Genomic DNA, 19,143 nt, shown 5'->3' on the forward strand with positions numbered 1-19,143 from the left:
ATCGGGACCCGGCCGGGACAGTCCGTCCGGCCCCGACCCGAGTGGAGCCGACCAGATGGACCCCGAAACCGCCCTGCAGAACCGCGCCACCGCCCTGCCGGACGAAGCCGGCCCGCCGAGGGAAGTCGGCCCGCCGAAGGTAGCCAGCCTCCAGGAGCTGAGCCGCCGGCGGCTGCGGCCAGCGCCCGGCAGCCGGAGCACGACCGTGCGGTTCGTGGTTCCCGGCCCCGGCGGCGAGCGCACCTGGCTCGTCCGGGCAGACTGCGGGCAGTGGGTGCCGCCGCCGTCGCGGGACGGCATCGGCTGCGTCATCACCGCGTCCGAGCCGGTCCTGCGCGCACTGCTGACCGGGCGCGCCAACGCCCTGGCGGCGGTCCTGCGCGGCCAGGTCGCGATCACCGGGGACATGGAGCTGCTGGTCGCCGTGCAGCGGCTGTTTCCCGGCCCGCCGTCCGAGCCGGTGGGGGCCGCCGCATGACCGCGGAGGTCCGCATCCTGGACGGGAGCACCTTCGTGGTCAGCGACGGCAGCGGCGACATCGTCGCGTCGCCGACCAGCACCGCCGGGCTCTTCTCCTACGACACCCGGTTCCTGTCCCGGTGGGTCCTGACGGTCGACGGGCGGCGTCTCAGCCCGCTGTCGACCGACGACATGCAGTACTTCGAGACCCGGTTCTTCCTCGTGCCGTCCTCGCAGACCGTGTACGTGGACGCGAAGCTGTCCGTCATCCGGCACCGGATCGTCGCGGACGGCTTCCGGGAGCGGCTGACCCTACTCAACCACGACCGGGACGCCGTGACGTTCACCGTGCGGGTGGAGGTCGGCAGCGACTTCGCCGACCTGTTCGAGATCAAGGACGCGCTGCCGAAGGCCGGCGACCACTACGCGCGCACGGAGTCGGGGCGGCTCGTCCTCGGCTACGTGCGCGAGACCTTCCGCCGGGAGGTGCGGATCTCGTCCAGCGAGCCGGCCGTGCTCGCCGACGACGCCCTCACGTTCGAGGTCCGGCTGGAGCCGCAGGAGGAGTGGAGCACCGAACTCGACGTGGTGCCCCGGATGCTCCGGGCGGACGGCGAGCCGATCGTCGTCGACCGGCCGGTGCGCGACGCCGAGCGGATGCGCCGGGACCTGCGCGAGTGGCAGGCCAGTGCGCCGCAGGTGAGCTGCGACTGGGGCCCGCTGGAGGCGGCGTACCGGCAGAGCATCGTGGACCTGGCGGCGCTGCGCTTCTCCCCGGTGATCGCCGGCGGGCGGAGCCTGCCGGCGGCGGGCCTGCCGTGGTTCATGACGATGTTCGGCCGGGACAGCATCCTCACCAGCCTCCAGGCGCTGCCGTTCACGCCGGAGCTGGCCGCCACCACGCTGGAGGTGCTCGGCCACTGGCAGGGCAGCCGGCGGGACGACTTCCGCGACGAGGACCCGGGGCGGATCCTGCACGAGATGCGCTACGGCGAGCTGAGCGCCTTCGAGGAGCGCCCGCACACGCCGTACTACGGCACGGCCGACGCCACGCCGCTGTACGTGGTCCTGCTCGACGAGTACGAGCGGTGGACCGGCGACACGGCGCTGGTCCACCGGCTCCGGGGGGTGGCCCGCGCCGCGCTCGACTGGATCGACGACTACGGCGACCCGACCGGCCGCGGCTACGTGGCCTACGAGCGACGGAACGCGGAGACCGGGCTGGAGAACCAGTGCTGGAAGGACTCATGGGACTCCATCTCGTATCGGGACGGCCGGCTGCCCGGCTTCCCGCGGGCGACCGCCGAGTTGCAGGGCTACGCCTACGACGCCAAGATGCGCGGCGCGCGGCTGGCCCGCACGGTCTGGGGCGACCCGGCCTGGGCGGACCGGCTGGAGCGGGAGGCGGCGGCGCTGAAGGAGCGGTTCAACCGGGACTTCTGGATCGCCGACCGCGGGTACTACGCGCTGGCCCTGGACGCCGACGGCAGCCGGGTGGACGCGCTCGCGTCCAACATCGGCCACCTGCTGTGGAGCGGCATCGTGCCGCTGGACCGGGCGGCGGCGGTGGCGGAGCACCTGCTCGGGCCGGAGCTGTTCTCGGGCTGGGGCGTGCGGACGCTGGCCCGGGGGGAGGGCCGGTACAACCCCATCGGGTACCACGTCGGCACGGTGTGGCCGTTCGACAACTCGATCATCGCCTGGGGGCTGCGCCGCTACGGGTTCAAGGAGGAGGCGGCGCGGATCGCCGCGGGCATCCTCGACGCGACCCAGTTCTTCGACGGCCGGCTGCCCGAGGCGTTCGGCGGGTACGACCGCGAGCTGACCCGGTACCCGGTGCAGTACCCCACCGCCTGTAGCCCCCAGGCCTGGTCCACCGGCGCGCCGCTGCTGCTGCTGCGCACCATGCTCGGCCTGGAGCCGGTCGGCGAGCACCTCGTCGTGGACCCGGCCCTGCCGACGGGGATCGGCCGGCTGGAGCTGCTCGACATCCCGGGCCGGTGGGGGCGCGTCGACGCCTTCGGCCGCGGCCGGGTCGAGGTCGCCCGGTCGATGCCCGCGCCGGCCGCCCGCGCGGCGTGAGCGCACGGACCACACCGGAAAGGCGTGGCCCCGGCGGCCGGCGGAGCCGCCGGGGCCACGCACGCCCCGCCACCACGGAACCGGGCTCGCGCCCGGCCAGCAGGTTGGAGTTCCCCATGGCGACGAACGACCCGGCGCGACCCCCGCGGGCGCTGCGCAAGGCCCTCCTCCCGCTGGCGCTCGCGCAGTTCGTCTGCAGCTTCGCCGGCTCGAACATGAACGTCATGATCAATGACATCAGCCGCGACCTCGACACGACCGTGCAGGGCGTGCAGCTCGCGATCACGATCTTCCTGCTGGTGATGGCGGCGCTGATGATCCCGGGCGGGAAGCTCACCGACCGGTACGGCCGGAAGCGGTGCTTCACCCTGGGCCTGGTGATCTACGGGATCGGGACGCTGCTGAGCGTCGTGGCGCCGGGGCTGCCGCTGCTGATCTTCGGCAACTCCATCCTGCAGGGCGTCGGTACGGCGCTGCTGATCCCGCCCGTGTACATCCTCACGACGCTGCTGTTCACCGATGTGGCGTCGCGGGCCCGGGCGTTCGGCGCGATCAGCGCCATGGCCGGCATCGGCGCCGCCGCCGGGCCGCTGATCGGCGGCTTCATCACCTCCGCGCTCGGCTGGCGGTGGGCCTTCGCGTTCCAGGCGCTCATCGTCGCGGTCATCATCGGGCTCAGCCGGCGCTTCGTCCGCGACCCGCTGCCGGCGGAGCCGGACCGGCCGTTCGACACCGGCGGGGCGGTGCTGTCGGCGCTCGGCCTGCTGCTGCTCGTCATGGGGATCCTGGCGGCCGACGACAGCGGCTGGCTGGCGCTGGCCCTCGTGGGCTGCGGGTCGGCGGTGCTGGCGGCGTTCGTGGTCCGGATCCGGGCCCGGGAGCGGTCCGGGCGGGCGGCGCTGCTGTCGACCGCGCTGTTCCGCAGCCGCACCGCCAACCTCGGCATGGTCACCCAGAACCTCCAGTGGCTGATGCTGATGGGCATCTCCTTCGTCGTCGCCGCATACCTCCAGGTCGTCCTCGGCCGCAGCGCGATCGAGACCGGGCTGATCATGACGGCGGCGACCGTGGGCCTGCTGATCGCCTCGCTCGCCGCCGAGCGGCTGGCGAAGCGGCGACCGCAGCGCACGCTGGTCCTGGCCGGCTTCGCCACCACCGTCGCAGGCATCGCCGTGCTGCTCCTGCTGGCCGCCGCGGCGAGCGCAACGTGGGCGATGCTGGGCGGCCTGTTCCTCATCGGGCTGGGCATCGGCGCCATGCTGACCCCGTCGGTGAATCTCGTGCAGTCGAGCTTCGGCGAGGGGCTGCAGGGGGAGATCTCCGGCCTGTCGCGCAGCGTGTCGAACCTCGGCTCGTCCCTCGGCGCCGCTCTCGCCAGCACGATCATCGTCGTCGGCCCGTCGGCGTCCGGCGCCTCGTACGCGGTGGCGATGGCCGCCGTCGGCGCCGTGGGCCTGGCGGGGCTGGGGACGGCCCTGTTCCTGCCGCGGCCGGCCCCGGCGACCGCGGCCGGCGCGCGGTGACGGGGCCGGACGCCGGCGCGGAGGGCACGGCGGCGGCCATCTACGGCGTCATCGTCGGCGCCGCGGTGATGGCGGCCGCCCCGCAGGACTCGGCCCGGACGGTCGTCGCGTCGGTGGTCGTGACGCTGATCATCTACTGGGCCGCGGAGCGGTTCGCCCGGATCGTGGCGGCCCGGATACACGAGGGCCGGCGACCGCGGTGGCCGGTGATCCGGGCGCAGCTGTCGACCGGCTGGGAGTTGCTCACCGCCTCCGCGCTGCCGGTCGCGGTGCTGGTGACCGTACGGCTGCTGGGGGCCGCCGTCGCGACCGCGGTGACGGCCGCGCTGGCATGCAGCACCCTTCTGCTGGGTTGGGCGGGGTGGCGGATCGGCGGCGCCGGCCGGCTCAGCACGGCGGAGCGGGCGGCGGCCGCCGCGGTCGTGGGCGGGCTCGGCGTCGTCCTGGTCGGGCTGAAGACGCACCTGCATTGACCGGCGGGCCGCGAGCCCATCGGGCCACGCGCCGGCTGCGGCCGCGGCTCCGATGGGCTCGGCGGTTCAGTTGCGCAGCGCCCGCTGCTTGAGCTGCTCGAACTCGTCGGCCGAGATCCGGCCCTGGTCGTGCAGTACGGCCGCGGTAGCGATGTCGTCGGCCGGCCGGGGACCGGGTCCGGCGCGCCGTTCGGCGTCGGGGTAGCCGGCCGACTCGCCGATCTCGAAGGCGGCGTCGCGCGGCGCGGCGATGAGGTAGATGAGGACGCCGAGCAGCGGCAACAGGACCATCAGGGCGATCCACCCCGCCTTCGCCCAGCCGGACATGTCGTCGCGGCGGACGATGCTGACGAAGAGCGCGATGAACATCCAGAGCACGCTCACCCAGAAGAAGAACACGATCGTCGCCCAGAAGAAGTCGCCGAACGTCCAGTACATGGCAGTCTCCCGTACCTGTCGGGTGTCCGCCGCCGTCCCGGGTGGACGCGGCGTTCACCCATGGTCGGCGGCGGGGTGACCGTCCACCGTCATCCTTATCGGGTGAGATTGCTGACCTGTATGCGTCCGCGACATGCGTGCTGTCTCGTCCGATTCGGGCGATGCGCGGGCGGGGCGCGGCCGGCCAAGCTGTGGACCTCGGATCGCTTCCTATTGTCTCGGGGTCTGCTGTGACCAGTACGCTTCCACTCCCGACTCGCTCCGCCGACCGGGCCGAACCGGCCGGGGAGCCGACCCTGGCCGGGGGGCAGCCCGTGCTGCCGGCCACGTTCGCCGTTCCCGCGCCGCCGCGCCCGCTGGTCAAACGACCGCGCGTGGTGGAGCGGGTGGGCCGCTGCGCCGGCGGCCCGATCACCGTCGTGACCGGCCCCGCCGGCAGCGGCAAGACCGAGGCCGTCGCCGCCTGGGTGCGCGCCGGCGCGGGTGACCACCCCGCGGCGTGGGTGACGTTCGAGGAGGACGACAGCCACCCCGCGGTCTTCTGGACGTACCTGGTGGAGAGCCTGCGCCGGGCCGGGCTGACGCTGCGCCGCACGCCGACGGACCTGCTCGGCACCGCGGATGGCCACCCGACGGCCGTGGCGCGCCTCGCCGCCGACCTGTCCGGCCAGCCGCGGCCGGTCACCCTCGTCCTCGACGGCGCGGCCAGGGCGGGGACCGCCTGGGCGGACGGGCTCGACTTCCTCATCCGGCACGCCGACGGGCTGCTGCGCGTCGTGCTGATCGGTCGCGGCGACCCGCCGCTGCCGCTGCACCGCTACCGGCTGGCGGGGACGCTCAGCACGATCCGCGGCGCCGACCTCGCGTTCACCGAGCCGGAGGCAGCGGAGCTGCTCGCGCTGCACGGGATCGCCCCGGCGCCGGGCGCGCTGGCGTCACTGGTCCACCGAACCGAGGGGTGGGCGGTCGGGCTGCGGCTGTCCGCGCTGGCGTGGCAGGGCCGGACCGGCACCATGCCGCTGCCGCGGGGCGACCAGCCCAGCATCGCCGAGTACTTCGCCCGGGAGGTGCTGCGGGCGCACGACGGGGAGGTTCGGGAGTTCCTCCGCCGGACCAGCATCCCGGCTGCCGTGACCTCCGAGCTGGCCCGGCAGCTCACCGACCGGCCCGACGCCGGGAACCTCCTCGCCCGGCTGGCCGGGGAGGGCGCGTTCGTGGAGCAGGTCACCGAGCAGCCCGCCGGGTACCGCTATCACCGCCTGTTCGGCGAGTATCTGCGCGCCTCGCTGGCCGCCGACCAGCCCGACCGGCTGCCGGATCTGCACCGGCGCGCGGCGCGCGGGCTCGCCGCCGCCGGCCACCCGCTGGCGGCGGCGGGTCACGCGGCCGCGGCGGGGGACTGGGACGCGGCGGCCGGCCTCGCCGTCGACAGCCACGCCGTCCTGCGGCTGCTGGCGGGCGGCCCCGGCGAGCGCCTTCGCGACCTGTTCCGGGACCAGCCGGCGGACGCCGCCGCGCCGGCCGCCGCGCTGACGGCGGCGGCCCTCGCCCACGCCCGGTCCGAGACCGCCGCGGCAGCCGGCCGGCTGGCGGTGGCCGTCCGGGCGCGGTCGGGCGCGGCAGCGACGCCCGCGCTGCGGATCGGCGCGGCCGCGCTCGACGGCCTGCTCGCCCGCGCGGCCGGGGACGCCCCGCGGATGCAGCGGGCCGCCGCGACGATGCGGGCGCTGCTCGACGACCTGCCGGCCGCCGACCGGCCGGTCGAGGCGCGCGCCCTCGCGCTGCTGCTGGCGGGCATCGGGCAGAGCTGGACGGGCGCGGCCGAGGACGCGGCGGCGACGCTGACCGAGGCGGCGGCCGCCACGGAGGCGTGGCCGGCGCTGCGCCCCGAGTGCCTGCGCCACCTGGCCCTGCTGCACGCGCACCGGGGGCGGTTGAGCGCCGCGATCGGGCTGGTCGACGAAGCGGCCGAGATGGCGGCCGGCGCCCCGGCGGTACCGGCGGCGGCTGACGGCGGCGCGGCGCTGGCCGAGATCGTGCGCGCCTGGGTGGCGACCGAGCGCTACGACGTCGAGCGCGGCTGGCGCCACCTGCGGGCGGCCGAGCCGGCCGGCGCGGCGGCGGGCCTCGACGTCACCGGCGCGGCGGCCGCGCTGGTGCGGTCGCGGCTGCTGCGCGCGCGCGGCGAACCGCGGGAGGCGCTCGCCGCGCTGGCGAGCCTGGAACAGCTCGGGGTACCGCAGTGGGCGCGGCGGGAGGCGGCGCTGAGCCGCGCCCGCATCCTCGCCACGGCGGGGCGGGCGGACGACGCCGCCGCGACGGTCGCCGAGCTGTCGGACCCCGAGCTGCCGGACTGCGCCGTCGTGCGCGCCGGCGCGCTGCGGGTGGGCGGCGACCGGGACGGCGCGCGCCGGCTGGCCGCGGCGGTCATCGACGGGGCGGGGGCGATCGTGCCGGTGCGGGTCGACGGCTGGCTGACCCTGGCCGGGCTGGCCGCCGACGACGGCGACGCGGAGGCCGCCTCGGGCGCGCTGCGGCGGGCGCTGCGGCTGGCGGAGCCCGAGGCGCTGCGGCGGCAGCTGCACGAGGCCGGGCCGCAGCTTCGCAAGTTGATGCGCGACGGGCCGCCGGCGGGGCGCCGCGCCGGCGGCGGCACCGCGCTCGCGGAGGCCGTGCGGCCGGCCCGGCCGCCCGCGGTGCTGGTGGAGAAGCTGAGCGCCCGGGAACTGGAGGTGCTGCGCCACGTCGAGGCGATGCTGCCCACCGAGGAGATCGCCGGCGCACTGTACGTGTCGGTCAACACCGTGAAGACCCATGTGCGCAGCATCCTGCGCAAGTTGGCGGCGTCCCGGCGCACCGAGGCGGTCCGCCGGGCCCGCGAACTCGGCCTGCTGTGAGCCCGCGTCGGGCGTAGCGCAAGCGGCAGCGGTATCACCGGCCCGGAGCCGGTGATACCGCTGCCGCCCTATTCAGCCGCGGCGGCGAGCCACGCGCCGGGCTGCCCGGCGTCCGCTACGCCGGGCGATCCTGCGGGTCCTGAACATCGTCTCCTCCCCCCTACCGCGCGCCGGCGGTCTCGAACCGGTTCAGCCGCGCCGCGTCGTCGGCGCTCAGCAGCCCGACCTCGACGAGGTCGACCGGGCTGACGAACGCGTCGTCCACGCGCCAGCCGCCCGCGCGGGCGATGGCGTCGCGCAGCGGTACCGCCCAGTGGTGCTCCAGCAGCAGCAGGGCCGCGGCCGAGTCGTCCGGCATCTCGCCGACGACGTCCCACGCCTGCTTCTCGTCGAAGACGGTGATGCCGCCCGCCGCCGCCTCGGCGCCGGCCCGGGCGCCCGCGAGCGCCCCCTCCTCGCCGTTGACGCCCAGTCCGACGAGCGCGCCGACCTTGCTCCCCAACTCGACCGCCTCCGCGGTGGTGAGGTTGCTCATGTGCTCCACCTCCATGTGGCCGGTCGCGTCCTTGTAGACAGCGAGGGCGTCGATGACGCGTACCGCGTTGTTCTCGCGCAGCCGCTCCAGTTCCGCGATGACCTCCCCGGTGAACCCGGGATTCCTGAACCCCAGTACGACGAGCTGGACAGGCCCGATGGCCATGCTCTCCTCCTCCTCGGCTCGTACGGTGCGTACCCCACCAGCGTCGGCCGCTGGTACCGCGCCGGCCTCGTCCGGCCGGAGTGACCGCCGGCGCGGCCCGGCCGCGCCCGCCGGGCCGGCTCATCCGTCCGGGGTGACGCCCCGCCGCCGGGCGCGGCGTTTCCTGGAGCCGATGAGGATCAACACCGATGCGATGGGGAAGCGGGACATGACGAATACGCCGAACATGAAAACGACAGGGCGCTTCGACGCGGGTTACGTGAATCCGGTCGAGCAGCGGTCCTCGGGGTGGGCGGGCATGATCGTGTTCGCCGGGGCGCTGTTCGTGATGCTGGGGGCGTTCCACGTCATCATGGGCCTGGTAGCGATCCTCGACCCGGGCTACTACCTGGTCACCGGGGGTGGCCTGGCCATCTCGATCGACTACACGGCCTGGGGCTGGATCCACCTCGCCTTCGGCGCGCTGGCGCTCGCCACCGGTGTCGGCGTCCTGTCGGGCCGGACCTGGGCCCGGGTGGTGGGCATCTGCGTCGCCGTGCTCAGCGCCGCGGCGAACCTGGCGTTCTTCGCGGCGTACCCGCTGTGGGCGGCCATCGTGATCGCCATCGACGTGCTGACGGTGTACGCCCTCGCCGCCCACGGACGGGAGATGCAGGGGTCCGACCGCTGATCGACGCCGTACGGAGCGGAGCTGTCCGATGCGGACGGCTTCGCTCCGTAGGTGCGGGTGCGGCGGACCGCGCCCGGCCACCGACATCGGCCGACCCGCCGGGAAGGCCGGGGCGGCGGTGAGCGAAGGAGATGCAGGGTGCATGAACGCGTGGCCACAGCAACAGGTGGGACTCCCGGCGGATCGGTCGCCGGCTGGCCGGCCGGCGTCGGCGGGGCGGCCGAGCCGCCGGCACCGGCGGCGGCTGCTCCCGGCAGCCGGTTCGGCCGGCCGCGCCTGCCCGAGCCACACCTGCCGCGGCCGCGGCTGGTGCGCACGCTCGACGCCGCCCTGCGGTACCCGGTCACCCTGCTCAGCGCGGCGGCCGGCAGCGGGAAGACCGCGCTGCTCGCCGAGTGGGCCGCCAGCGGCCGGGCGCCGGGGCCGGTCGCCTGGCTGAGCCTCGACCGCGAGGAAGACACCGCCGCCCGGTTCTGGTCCGACGTAGCGGCCGCCCTGCGCCGGGCCGGCACGCCCGGCATCCCGGCTGCCCCCGCCGCCGCCGCGGCGGACGCCGCCGGGATCCGGCGCCTCCTCGCGGCAACCGAGCGGCTGTCCCCGCCCGTCGCCCTCGTGCTGGACAACGTGAACGCGGTGGCCGACCCGGACGTGCTCGCCGGCGTCGGCCTGCTGCTGCGGTGCGTGTCGGACGGGCTGCGGGTCGTGCTGGCCGCGCGCGCCGACCCGACGCTGCCCCTGCACCGGCTGCGCGCGGACGGCCTGCTCCGCGAGATCAACTCCGACGCCCTGGCGTTCACCGACGAGGAGGCAGCGACCCTGCTCGCGCTGCACGGCGTCGCCGCCGGCCCGGCCGAGCTGCGCACCCTGGTCGCGCGCACCGAGGGGTGGGCCGCCGGCCTGACCCTCGCCGCGCTGCACCTGCGCGGGGCGGGGCGGGGCGGCGTGGACGGCTTCGCCGGGGACCGCGGGGCGGTGGCGGAGTACCTGGTCGGCGAGGTGCTCGCCGGGCAGCCCCCCGCGGTGCGCCGCTTCCTGCTGTACACCAGCATCGCGGAGCGGGTCAGCGGCGAGCTGGCCGACGCGATCGTCGGCGGCAGCACCGGGCGGGCGGTGCTCGAACGGCTCCAGCGCGCCAACGCGCTCGTCGTCGCCCTGCCGGACGACCCGGGCTGGTTCCGGTACCACCCGCTGCTGCGGGACCTGCTGCGCCATCGGCTCGCGGTCGAGGACCCGGCCGCCGTGCCCGGGCTGCACCGCCGCGCGGCCGCGTGGTACGCCCGCGGCCCCGGCCGGGGGCCGGCGGCGGCGGAGCACGCCGCCGCCGCCGGCGACTGGCCGCTCGTCGGCCGGCTCGCGATGGCCGCGCCGGCCGCGTCGCTGCGGCTCACGGCCGACGCGCCGGCCCACGCCGCGGTGCTGGCCCGGATCCCGGCCGACCGGCTACCGGGCAGCGCCGAGCTGGCGGTCTGCGGCGCGCTGCGCGCCCTGCACGGGGGCGACCCGGAGGCGGTGCCGCCGTGGCTCGCCGACGCGCGGCGGCTCGCCGCGGCCCGCCCGCCCGCCGACCGCGAGACCGTCGAGATGGCGGTGCGCGGCCTGGAGGTCGAGCTGGCGCGCCTGCGGGGGGATGCGCCCGCCCTGGAGGCGGCGGCCACGGACCTGCTCGGCCGGCTGGCCGACCCGGCGCCGCGGCGGCTGCCGGCGGCGCAGGAGCACCGGGCCATCACGCTGAACAACCGGGGCGTCGGCCTGCTGTGGAACGACGACCCCGGGCGCGCCGACCGGTACCTGTGGTCGGCGGCCATGACCGCACGCTCCGCGGAGCTGGACGTCCTGGCGGCGAACGCGGTCGGCCACCTGGCCGTCGTCGAGTTCGCCCGGGGCGCGCCGCGGGAGAGCCGGCAGCAGGCGGGCGCCGCGCTGGAGCTGGCCGATGGGCGGGGCGTCGCCGGCACCCGGCACGCCGTACCGGCCCACCTCGCCCTGGCGCTGGTCGCGGTGGAGCAGCACCGGCTCGCCGAGGCCGGGGACGCGCTGGAGCGGGCGTGCGGCGCCCACCGGGACGCCCCGGAGCCGGCCCTGCGCACCGCCCTGCGGGTCGCCCGGATCCGGTTGCTGCTGGCCCGCCGGGAGTGGCCGGCGGCGCGGACCGCGATCGCCCGTACCCGGCACCGCGCCGCGGGCGCTCCGCTGCCGCGGCTGCTGGACCGGTGGCTGACCCAGGTCGAGGCGGAGTTGTACCTCGGCACCGGCGAACCCGAGCGCGCGGCCGCGATCCTCACCGCGGCCGGGCCGGGCGAGCCGGGTCAGCGGGAGCGGGTGTGCCTCGCCCGGGCGGCGGCCGCGCTGGGCCGGTGGAGCCGGGCGGAGGAGCTGCTCGCCCCGGTCCGCGCCGCCGCGACGGACGTGGTGGCCACCGTCGGGGCGTGGGTCGTCCACGCCCTGCTGGCGCACCGGCAGCGGCGTACCGGGGCGGCGGCGGAGGCCATCGCGAACGCGGTCGAGCTGGCCGCCTCCGAGGACCTGCGCCGCCCGTTCCTCGGCCCGGACCGGCGGGACGTCCTGGCGCTGCTGGAGCGGCACCTGGTCCAGCGCCCGGCCGGCCACGGCCTCGCCGCCGAGCTGGTGGCGGTGCTGGCGCCGGCGCCGCCGGCGGCCGGCGCGACGCCGCCGGCGGGCCCGGAGCTGAGCGAGCGGGAGCGCGAGGTCCTCGGGTACCTGCCGACGATGTTCAGCGCCGCCGAGATCGCGGGGGAGCTGCACGTATCGGTGAACACCGTGAAGGCCCACCTCCGCTCGATCTACCGCAAGCTGGACGTGTCCCGGCGGCGCAACGCCGTCGACCGGGCGCGCGCCCTCGGCGTCCTCCCGTGACCGCTCAGGCCCGGCCGGCCCGCCCGACGGCCGTGACCCCGACCTCGTAGGCGAGCAGCGCGGCAGCCACCGCGAGCAGCGCGGGCCCGGACCCGAGCAGCAGCGCCCCGATCGCGGCGGCGACGACGCCCCCGACCCGCAGCGCGTCGAGGTGCCCCCGGACCCAGCCCGGGCCGTGCGCCGCCAGCCGGCGCCCGGCGGCCCGGCCGCTCCGGCCGACCGCGCGGCCGCCGCGCACCGCCGCGCGCCGCAGCCGGACCGGCCCGCGGCCCGGCCCCACGACGTACATGCACAGGGCCAGCCCGGCACCCAGCCAGACGAGCTGCTCGCCGCGCGCGCGCAGCAGCGCGGTCACCGTGGTGAGCGCGGCCGCGACGCCGTCCCGGTAGATCCCGGCCGGTACGGCCGCCAGCAGCTCGCCCCGGACGGCCCGCAGCCCGGCGGTCACCGCCACGGCGGCCAGCACCAGCCAGATGCCGAGCTGCGCGAGGGTCCGGCGCCGCGCCGGGGACACCAGCAGGGCGAGCGCGAGCAGCCCGGCCGCAGCCACGCCCAGCCCCGCGACGGAGCGGCGCAGTGTCACCAGCGCCTCCTGCGCGGCGCGCAGCCGCCCGGCGTCGTACACGGTGAACTGCGCGAAGTTCGCCGGCAGCGAGATGCCGAGCGCGGCCTCGACGCGCCGACGCAGGTTCTCGGGTACCTCGCCGCTGGCCAGGTCCGGCAGCGTGAGCCGGTGGCCGAACAGCGTCGGCATCCGCGCACTGAGCTGCCGCAGCACCTGGTTGATCAACGGCAGGAGGTCGATCCGGACGCGGTCGCCGTCCGCCGTCACCACCGTGCTGGTGCCGTTCAGCACCGCCATCGCGTGCGCGTGCACCCGCCGGTTCGCCCCCACCCAGATCGGCTGGAACGCGTCGCTGCGGACGACCTCGTCGACGGTACCGGCGACGGACTCGCGCACCTTCGACGTCAACGGGCCGGCGACGAAGGCGGCCCGGTCGGGCAGTACCGCGCGCAGCCGCCGCTCCACGTCGAGCACGCCGAACAGCTCGGCGGTGGCGTAGTGGGAGACCGCGGTGGCGACCGCCGGCTGCCGCGGCAGCGGGGCCACCGCCCGGACCCAGCGGTCGGTGTCGAGGGCCGTCGCCGCCGCCCACAGCCCGACCGTGCCGGCCACGATGGCCAGCGCGACCGCCGGGGCGAGGACCGCGGCGGCCGCCCGGCGCAGCCCGCCGACGAACGCGGTCCGGCGGCCGCGGGCCCCGAGCCGGACGCGCAGGGCCGCGACCTCGCGGCGCAGCCGTTCGAGTTCCGCGTCGGCCGGCGGCGGGGGACTGGGCATGGTCGCTCCTCGGCGTTGGCGGCGGGAATCGCGTGCCCCACCACCATCGCGGCGGGGGGCCCGGCCCGGCTCACCCGACCGGGATGAGGCCCGGCGGCAGGCCCGCGGCACCTAATGGGAGGGACGTCGGCGCGTGCCGCAGAGCACGGGCCGCACTGCGAAGGGAAGGCAGACAATGGCAACGCTGGTCGCCATCGGATACCCCGATGAGCACACGGCCGCCACGGCCGCCGCGGAGGCGCATCGGCTGGCGAAGGACCTCATCATCGAGCCGGACGCCATCGCGTCCATCGTCCGCGACCGGGAGGGCAAGTTCCATGTGACGACGAGCCACCACGAGGTCGGCAGCGGGAGCATGTGGGGGATGTTCTGGGGGTTCCTGTTCGGCATCCTGTTCTTCGTGCCGTTTCTGGGCATGGCCGTCGGAGCGGGGCTCGGCGCCCTGATGGGGAAGATGAGCAAGGGGGTGACCGACCGCGAGTTCGAGAGCCGGGTGCAGGAGATGATGGAGCCCGGTACCTCGGCGCTGTTCCTCGTGATCGAGCGGGCCACGCCGGACAAGGCCATCGCGAGCCTGGGCCGCTTCGGCGGCACGGTGCTGACCTCCTCGCTGTCCACCGAGGTCGAGGCCGAGTTGCAGGAGGCGCTGCACGGTGAGGCCATCGCCACCGAGGCGGTGCGAGTGGGGTCCCGATGATGCGCCGGAGGAGGCAGAGCGCTTTCCGCGGGCTCGTCGCTGCGGTGGAGACGGCGGCCAGTCGGGCCGGCGAGGGCCTGTACACGGCGGGCCGGGGGATCGCGAACCACAGCCTCCACATCGGCTGGCGCGCCTGGGAGGGCGTGGTCGACTCGGGTCGCCGGGCGTACGTGGCCCTCCGCGTCTACCGGGGCGAGCGCTACGCCTGCGCCCGCCCGCCGGTGGAGTACGGGACCGCCGGCGTCGTCGTCGGACTGGCGGCCGCGGCGGCGGTCGGCACGATCGTCCGGGTGGCCCGCCGCGGGCCGGAGGGCGGGCCGGGCGGCGGGCGCAAGCTGGCGGACGCGGTGCTCGCGGCGGCCGGCGCGATCACCGCGAGCCGGAGCGGCGGCGACCGGCCGGCGGCGCCGCGGGTGAACCGGGCGGCCCCGGACAGCGGCGGCGTCACGCCCCTCGCCCCGACGGCGCGGCACGCCGCCGGGATGCCGGGGGCGAGGTCCGGCCCGGCCGCGGCCGCCTGATCGCCGCGCCGGCCCGGCCCACCCCGGGCCGGCGCGGTCACCCCGGTCGGCCCGCCACCCGCGTCGGCCGCCACCCCGGACGGCCCGGTCACCCCGCGGGGTGACCGGGCCGCACCACGCAGCGGAATCCGAGGTTCGACGTCGAGGTGTCGACCGCGTGCGGCATGCGGGCGGCCGGCCGGTAGCGGCGGCAGTAGTTCGGCGCGCACAGATGCGAGCCGCCCTTGACCACCTTGCGGGGCACCGGGTCCCGCGGGTCGGCCACGTCCCGGCTGTCGGCCGGGCCGCCGCCGCGCGGGTTGCGCACCGCGCAGCACCCCCGGGCCGGCGCGTACCCGGCGTACCAGTCGGCGGTCCACTCCCAGACGTTGCCGATCATGTCGTGGAGGCCGTGGTCGTTCGGCGGGAACGCGCCGACCGGCGAGGTCCCCACGAAGCCGTCCGCCGCGGTGTTCTCGACCGGGAACTCGCCCTGCCAGGTGTTCGCCAGGTGGACCCCGCCGGGGGCGAACTCCGCGCCCCACGCGTACGTCGCGCCGTCCAGGCCCCCGCGGGCGGCGAACTCCCACTCGGCCTCCGTGGGCAGCTGCTTGCCGGTCAGGGTGGCGAACGCGGCCACGTCGGCCCACGCCAGGTGCACCACGGGGTGCTCGGGGAGCGCCGCCGCCGACGAGCCGGGGCCGCCCGGGTGCCGCCAGTCCGCGCCGGGGACGTACCGCCACCAGCGGCCGATGTCGTCCAGGTCGACAGACCCCGGTGGGGGGACGAACACCGCCGACCCGGCGACGTTCAGCGCCGCGGGCACCCCCGGTGCGGCCCGCTCCGGCGTCCGCTCGGCGAGCGTCCGGTAGGCGGTCGCCCGGACGAACCGGTCGAAGTCGCGATTGGTGACCGGGTGCCGGTCGATCCAGAACCCGTCGACGGTCACCGGGTGCGCCGGCGCCTCCTCGGGGTAGTGATCGTCGGCCCCCATCAGGTAGGTGCCGCCCGGTATCCAGACCATGTCGGCGGTCCGGGCGTCGGCGAGTGGGGATGTCGTCATGGGCTCCATCGTCGGGCCCGCGCGGGGGCGGCTCATCACCCCGGCCGGATGAGCCGGCGCCGCTTCTCCTCCCTGGCGGATGAGGTGCCGGCGGCGTCCCCGGTGGACAGTTGGCGCACCGGAGGGGGTGCCGGTTGGGCGGGTGGGGCGTCGGGGATGCGGCGACCCACCCGCCCTCGTCGTTGCGGCACCCCGCACCGCTCACCCTCTCCGGATGATGGTGCGGCCGCGGCCGCGAGCCACGATGTCACCAGTACGACATTTCCGTCACCTGCCGAGGAGGAACGATGATGCTGCTGTCCGACCGGACGCCCACCGGGACCGTTTCCGCCGCCGCTGCGGCGCCGCCGCCGGGCGTCCGCCGACTCTGTACGCCGGGGCGGCTCCGGCTGCTCGCCGACGCCGCGGACGACGCCGGCCACGCGACCGCGGCACCCGCCGACCACCCGGTGGAGCCGACCGGCGGCGTCGCCGAGCGCGGCGCGATGTCCGGCCCGACGGCCGAGGACCCGGGCGTGCTGGTGCGACTCGCCCGGATCGCCGACTGACGCCGCGGCGGGAGCCGCCCGGGCCGGGGCGGGCCGGGCGCCGCGTCACCGGCGGGAGAGCAGGTTCAGCTCGCGCGCGCGCCGGGCCGCCGCGCTGCGCCCCGGCGTACCGAGCTTGCGGTAGATGTTCTTCAGGTGGGTCTTGACGGTGTTGACCGACAGGTACATGTCGTCGGCGATGTCGCCCGAGGACAGGCCCGCCGCGAGTCGGTCCAGCACCTCGGTCTCCCGCTCGGTGAGCGCCTCGATCATGGGCGCGGGGCCGGAGCCGGCGGCCGCGTCGGGGCGGGGCAGGGCCAGCCAGCCGTGCCCCGCCAGGAGGTCCGGCCGGACCTGGAGCAACCGCCGCACCCAGTTGCCCTCCTCGACGACCGGCCGCCGCCGCTGCTCGGGCCGGCCGTGGTCCAGGGCCTCGCGCAGGGCGCGGGCCGCGGCCACGACGTCGCCGGCGGCGAACGCGAGCCGGCCGCACGCCAGGGCGACCCACTGCTTCAGGGCCGGCCGGGCGGCGACGTCGCGCAGCTCGGCCAGAGCGCGGCGGGCGCCCGCCCGGTCGCCGTCGGCCGCCTGCGCGCAGGCGAGCAGGAGGCTCCGCTCCGGGCCGTGGGACACCGCCGCCAGCTCCCGCCGGGCCGCCGCGCCGTCGCCCCGCACGAGGTGCACCCGCGCCGCCATGAGGTCGACCGAGTCCCGGGCGGGCCGCGACGCGCACCACCGGCGCAGGTTGTCCCGGGCGTGCGTCACCGACGCGAGGGCCCGGCGGACGTCGCCGCGCCCCGCCGCGGTCCACGCGCGCAGCAGGTCGAGCGCGGTGGCCGTCGGCGGGTCGTCGCGGGCGGCGGCGGCCGCTGCCGCCCGCGCCAGGTGCTGGCTGACGGCGGGCAGCTCGTTGCGGGCGAGCGCGGCGCCGGCGAGGGCGACGCTGGCCGCGCCCGCCCGGACCGGGTCGGCCGCGTCGGCCACGGCCAGCGCCCGCTCGGCGTACGCCTCCGTCTGTTCCAGGGTGCCGTCCACGAGGTGCAGTAGCGCCAGGTGCGCCAGCGCGTCGTGCGCCACGTACGCCGCGCCGGGTTCGGCCATGGCGGCCGCGCGGCCGAGGGTCGCCCGCGCCTCGCCGAACCGGCCGTGCCACAGCTCCGCGACGCCGGTGTGGCACAGCAGCAGCGCCCGCAGCTCCGCGTCGGCGGACACCCGGCCGGGGGGAAGCTGGCCGCGCAGCAGGTCGGCGGCCGCCGCCGCCCGGCCCGCGGCCGCGGCGTCGCCGGCGTGGCGGGCCAGCACGACCTCGACGGCGAGCAGCGCGACCTGCGCGGCGCCGCCCCCGGCCGGGTCGCCGCACGAGCCGGCCGCGGCGGCCGCCGCCCGGGCGGCCGGGAGGTCGCCCGCGGCCAGCGCGAGGACCGGGCGCAGCACCCGCGCGGCGGGCGTCGCCTCGCCGTCGGGCAGCCCGGCCAGCACCGACCGGTACGGCGCCCCCGCGGGCCCGACCAGCCGGGGCACGCCGATGTCCACCACGGCGATGTCCGCGGCCAGCGCCCATGCCCCGGCCCGGCCGGCGTGTTCCAGGGACTCGGCGACCCGGCCCTGCTCCCGGTACCAGCGCGCGGCGTCGAGGTGCAGCGGGCGGACCAGCTCCGGGTGCCGGGTCGTCAGCTCCTCGTGCAGCATGGCCCGCAGCGGAGCCCGGCAGCGGAACGCGCCGACGTCGACGGTCTGGACGAAGGCGTTGGCGCGCACCAGCTCGTCCAAGATGACCCGCGCGTCGTCGCGGCGGCTGAGCCGGATCGCCAGGTCGGCGTCGATCCACTCGACGATGCTGGTGCGCAGCAGCACCTCCCGCGCCCGCGGCTCCTGCACGTCGAGGACCCCGCCGCGCAGGTAGTCGGCCATCGCGCGCCCGCCGGCCCCGCGGGCACCGTCGGGGGCGGCGTGGGAGTCGGGGTCGGGCGAGGCGAGGGCGTGCAGGCGGACGCCGGTCACCCACCCCTCCGTACGGGCGTGCAGCGCCGCGGTGTCCTCGGGGGAGAGGTCCAGCCCGTGCGCCGCCACGATGTCCGCGGTCTCCCCGGCGGTGAGGGTCAGGTCCTCCGCCCCGATCTCGACCAGCTCCCCGGCGAGCCGGTACCGGTACAGCGGGAGCAGCGGCGCGCTCCGCCCGACGACGATGACCCGCAGCCCCGGCGCCGCGTACCGGAGCAGCGTGTCGAGCTGTGCCGCGACCGCGCGGTTGGTGATGACCTCCGCGCGGTCGAGGACCACCGTCGGCGGCCGGCCGCGGCCCGCCACGAGTTCGGCGGCCAGGCGCCGCAGCGCGGCCCGGTCGATCCGGCCCAGCGGCGTCGGGCCGCCCGGCGGGCCGGGGCGGCCGGCGCCGAGCGCCCGGCTGAGGTAGGCCCAGAAGGTCGCCGGTGCGTTGTCCTGCTCGTCCAGGCTGAGCCAGGACACCGGGGCGGCGGCGCCGGCCGTCCGGGTCCAGTGCGCGACGAGCGTCGTCTTGCCGTAGCCCGCGGGGCCCGTCACGGCGACCACCGGGGTGCGCTCGGCCGCGCGGAGCCGCGCGGTCAGCTCCGGGCGGGCGACCATCACCCGGGGGAGGTCCGGGACGGCGAGCTTCGCCGAGATCAGCCCGCCGCCCGGATCGACGTCGGCAGGGCCGTCGCCGTCGGCTCGCCTCCCCGGCGTGGTATATCGGCATGTCGCTTGCGCTCTGGGTGGATGACCCGGAAACTTGGCGCGGGGCGCCAGCCGGTCGATCGGTGCGCCCCGTTCGCTGTTTTCGACCGCCATGCGAGCTTTATAGGGACGGCGCCCCGAGCGCGTCAACGAGGAGCCGGCCTCCCCGCTCACCCATAACGGGTGATGATGGGCCGATCCCCC

Annotated in this window: 15 protein-coding genes; 10 read left to right on the top strand and 5 right to left on the bottom strand. The window is 77.1% G+C overall.

From position 1 onward, the window contains the following. Positions 1-55 precede the first annotated feature (55 nt). The 4 genes from IEY94_RS04610 (at position 56) to IEY94_RS04625 (ending at position 4,537) form a co-directional block, all read left to right on the top strand. Complete coding sequence (locus tag IEY94_RS04610) at positions 56-478, top strand: SCP2 sterol-binding domain-containing protein (protein ID WP_189168707.1); 423 nt, start codon at positions 56-58, stop codon at positions 476-478. After that, complete coding sequence (locus IEY94_RS04615; RefSeq protein ID WP_189168708.1) at positions 475-2,541, top strand: amylo-alpha-1,6-glucosidase; 2,067 nt, start codon at positions 475-477, stop codon at positions 2,539-2,541. Before IEY94_RS04610 ends, IEY94_RS04615 begins: the two co-directional genes overlap by 4 nt. A 116-nt stretch (positions 2,542-2,657) precedes the next feature. Then, complete coding sequence (locus IEY94_RS04620) at positions 2,658-4,064, top strand: MFS transporter (protein ID WP_189168709.1); 1,407 nt, start codon at positions 2,658-2,660, stop codon at positions 4,062-4,064. Next, entirely contained in the window at positions 4,061-4,537 is a 477-nt protein-coding gene (locus IEY94_RS04625; protein ID WP_189168710.1) for a hypothetical protein, read from the top strand. Before IEY94_RS04620 ends, IEY94_RS04625 begins: the two co-directional genes overlap by 4 nt. Positions 4,538-4,603: 66 nt before the next feature. Here the strand turns inward: IEY94_RS04625 and IEY94_RS04630 are convergent, their stop codons facing one another. Next, positions 4,604-4,975, bottom strand: a complete 372-nt coding sequence (locus IEY94_RS04630; RefSeq protein WP_189168711.1) for an SHOCT domain-containing protein — start codon at positions 4,973-4,975, stop codon at positions 4,604-4,606. A gap of 230 nt (positions 4,976-5,205) precedes the next feature. On the opposite strand from IEY94_RS04630, the gene IEY94_RS04635 reads away from it, so the two are divergent. Next, positions 5,206-7,872: a winged helix-turn-helix domain-containing protein gene (locus tag IEY94_RS04635; RefSeq protein WP_189168712.1), complete on the top strand. Its 2,667-nt coding sequence runs from the start codon at positions 5,206-5,208 to the stop codon at positions 7,870-7,872. Positions 7,873-8,032: 160 nt separating this feature from the next. On the opposite strand, the gene IEY94_RS04640 is transcribed toward IEY94_RS04635, so the two are convergent. Then, complete coding sequence (locus IEY94_RS04640) at positions 8,033-8,572, bottom strand: hypothetical protein (protein ID WP_189168713.1); 540 nt, start codon at positions 8,570-8,572, stop codon at positions 8,033-8,035. Between the two features lie 298 nt (positions 8,573-8,870). Here IEY94_RS04640 and IEY94_RS04645 point away from each other — a divergent pair, with 298 nt between their 5' ends. Then, positions 8,871-9,242 (top strand): DUF7144 family membrane protein, encoded by a 372-nt coding sequence (locus IEY94_RS04645; protein WP_229783296.1) that lies wholly within the window; start codon positions 8,871-8,873, stop codon positions 9,240-9,242. A gap of 138 nt (positions 9,243-9,380) precedes the next feature. Next, on the top strand, positions 9,381-12,116 hold the full coding sequence (locus IEY94_RS04650; RefSeq protein ID WP_189168715.1) for a winged helix-turn-helix domain-containing protein: 2,736 nt from the start codon (positions 9,381-9,383) through the stop codon (positions 12,114-12,116). 4 nt (positions 12,117-12,120) lie between these two features. On the opposite strand, the gene IEY94_RS04655 is transcribed toward IEY94_RS04650, so the two are convergent. Beyond that, the gene (locus IEY94_RS04655; protein WP_189168716.1) at positions 12,121-13,458 is read right to left on the bottom strand and encodes a hypothetical protein; all 1,338 of its coding nucleotides are present in this window, start codon (positions 13,456-13,458) and stop codon (positions 12,121-12,123) included. Positions 13,459-13,633: 175 nt separating this feature from the next. On the opposite strand from IEY94_RS04655, the gene IEY94_RS04660 reads away from it, so the two are divergent. Continuing rightward, the gene (locus IEY94_RS04660) at positions 13,634-14,155 is read left to right on the top strand and encodes a DUF1269 domain-containing protein (protein WP_189168717.1); all 522 of its coding nucleotides are present in this window, start codon (positions 13,634-13,636) and stop codon (positions 14,153-14,155) included. A gap of 44 nt (positions 14,156-14,199) precedes the next feature. Then, complete coding sequence (locus IEY94_RS04665; protein ID WP_189168718.1) at positions 14,200-14,676, top strand: hypothetical protein; 477 nt, start codon at positions 14,200-14,202, stop codon at positions 14,674-14,676. Between the two features lie 88 nt (positions 14,677-14,764). Here the strand turns inward: IEY94_RS04665 and IEY94_RS04670 are convergent, their stop codons facing one another. Beyond that, complete coding sequence (locus IEY94_RS04670; protein ID WP_229783333.1) at positions 14,765-15,727, bottom strand: formylglycine-generating enzyme family protein; 963 nt, start codon at positions 15,725-15,727, stop codon at positions 14,765-14,767. A 278-nt stretch (positions 15,728-16,005) separates the two neighbouring features. On the opposite strand from IEY94_RS04670, the gene IEY94_RS04675 reads away from it, so the two are divergent. Next, on the top strand, positions 16,006-16,266 hold the full coding sequence (locus IEY94_RS04675) for a hypothetical protein (RefSeq protein WP_189168720.1): 261 nt from the start codon (positions 16,006-16,008) through the stop codon (positions 16,264-16,266). A 45-nt stretch (positions 16,267-16,311) separates the two neighbouring features. Here the strand turns inward: IEY94_RS04675 and IEY94_RS04680 are convergent, their stop codons facing one another. After that, positions 16,312-18,849 (bottom strand): LuxR C-terminal-related transcriptional regulator, encoded by a 2,538-nt coding sequence (locus tag IEY94_RS04680; RefSeq protein WP_189168721.1) that lies wholly within the window; start codon positions 18,847-18,849, stop codon positions 16,312-16,314. Positions 18,850-19,143 lie beyond the last annotated feature (294 nt).

The sequence above is a fragment of the Pilimelia anulata genome, assembly GCF_014647895.1.
Lineage (GTDB): Bacteria > Actinomycetota > Actinomycetes > Mycobacteriales > Micromonosporaceae > Pilimelia > Pilimelia anulata.

Bases quoted from the DNA above. Each gene is read 5' to 3' on its own strand.
- IEY94_RS04610 (WP_189168707.1), top strand. From the start codon at position 56: ATGGACCCCGAAACCGCCCTGCAGAACCGCGCCACCGCCCTGCCGGAC.
- IEY94_RS04615 (WP_189168708.1), top strand. From the start codon at position 475: ATGACCGCGGAGGTCCGCATCCTGGACGGGAGCACCTTCGTGGTCAGC.
- IEY94_RS04620 (WP_189168709.1), top strand. From the start codon at position 2,658: ATGGCGACGAACGACCCGGCGCGACCCCCGCGGGCGCTGCGCAAGGCC.
- IEY94_RS04630 (WP_189168711.1), bottom strand. From the start codon at position 4,975: ATGTACTGGACGTTCGGCGACTTCTTCTGGGCGACGATCGTGTTCTTC.
- IEY94_RS04640 (WP_189168713.1), bottom strand. From the start codon at position 8,572: ATGGCCATCGGGCCTGTCCAGCTCGTCGTACTGGGGTTCAGGAATCCC.
- IEY94_RS04645 (WP_229783296.1), top strand. From the start codon at position 8,871: ATGATCGTGTTCGCCGGGGCGCTGTTCGTGATGCTGGGGGCGTTCCAC.
- IEY94_RS04655 (WP_189168716.1), bottom strand. From the start codon at position 13,458: ATGCCCAGTCCCCCGCCGCCGGCCGACGCGGAACTCGAACGGCTGCGC.
- IEY94_RS04660 (WP_189168717.1), top strand. From the start codon at position 13,634: ATGGCAACGCTGGTCGCCATCGGATACCCCGATGAGCACACGGCCGCC.
- IEY94_RS04670 (WP_229783333.1), bottom strand. From the start codon at position 15,727: ATGGAGCCCATGACGACATCCCCACTCGCCGACGCCCGGACCGCCGAC.
- IEY94_RS04675 (WP_189168720.1), top strand. From the start codon at position 16,006: ATGATGCTGCTGTCCGACCGGACGCCCACCGGGACCGTTTCCGCCGCC.
- IEY94_RS04680 (WP_189168721.1), bottom strand. From the start codon at position 18,849: ATGGTCGCCCGCCCGGAGCTGACCGCGCGGCTCCGCGCGGCCGAGCGC.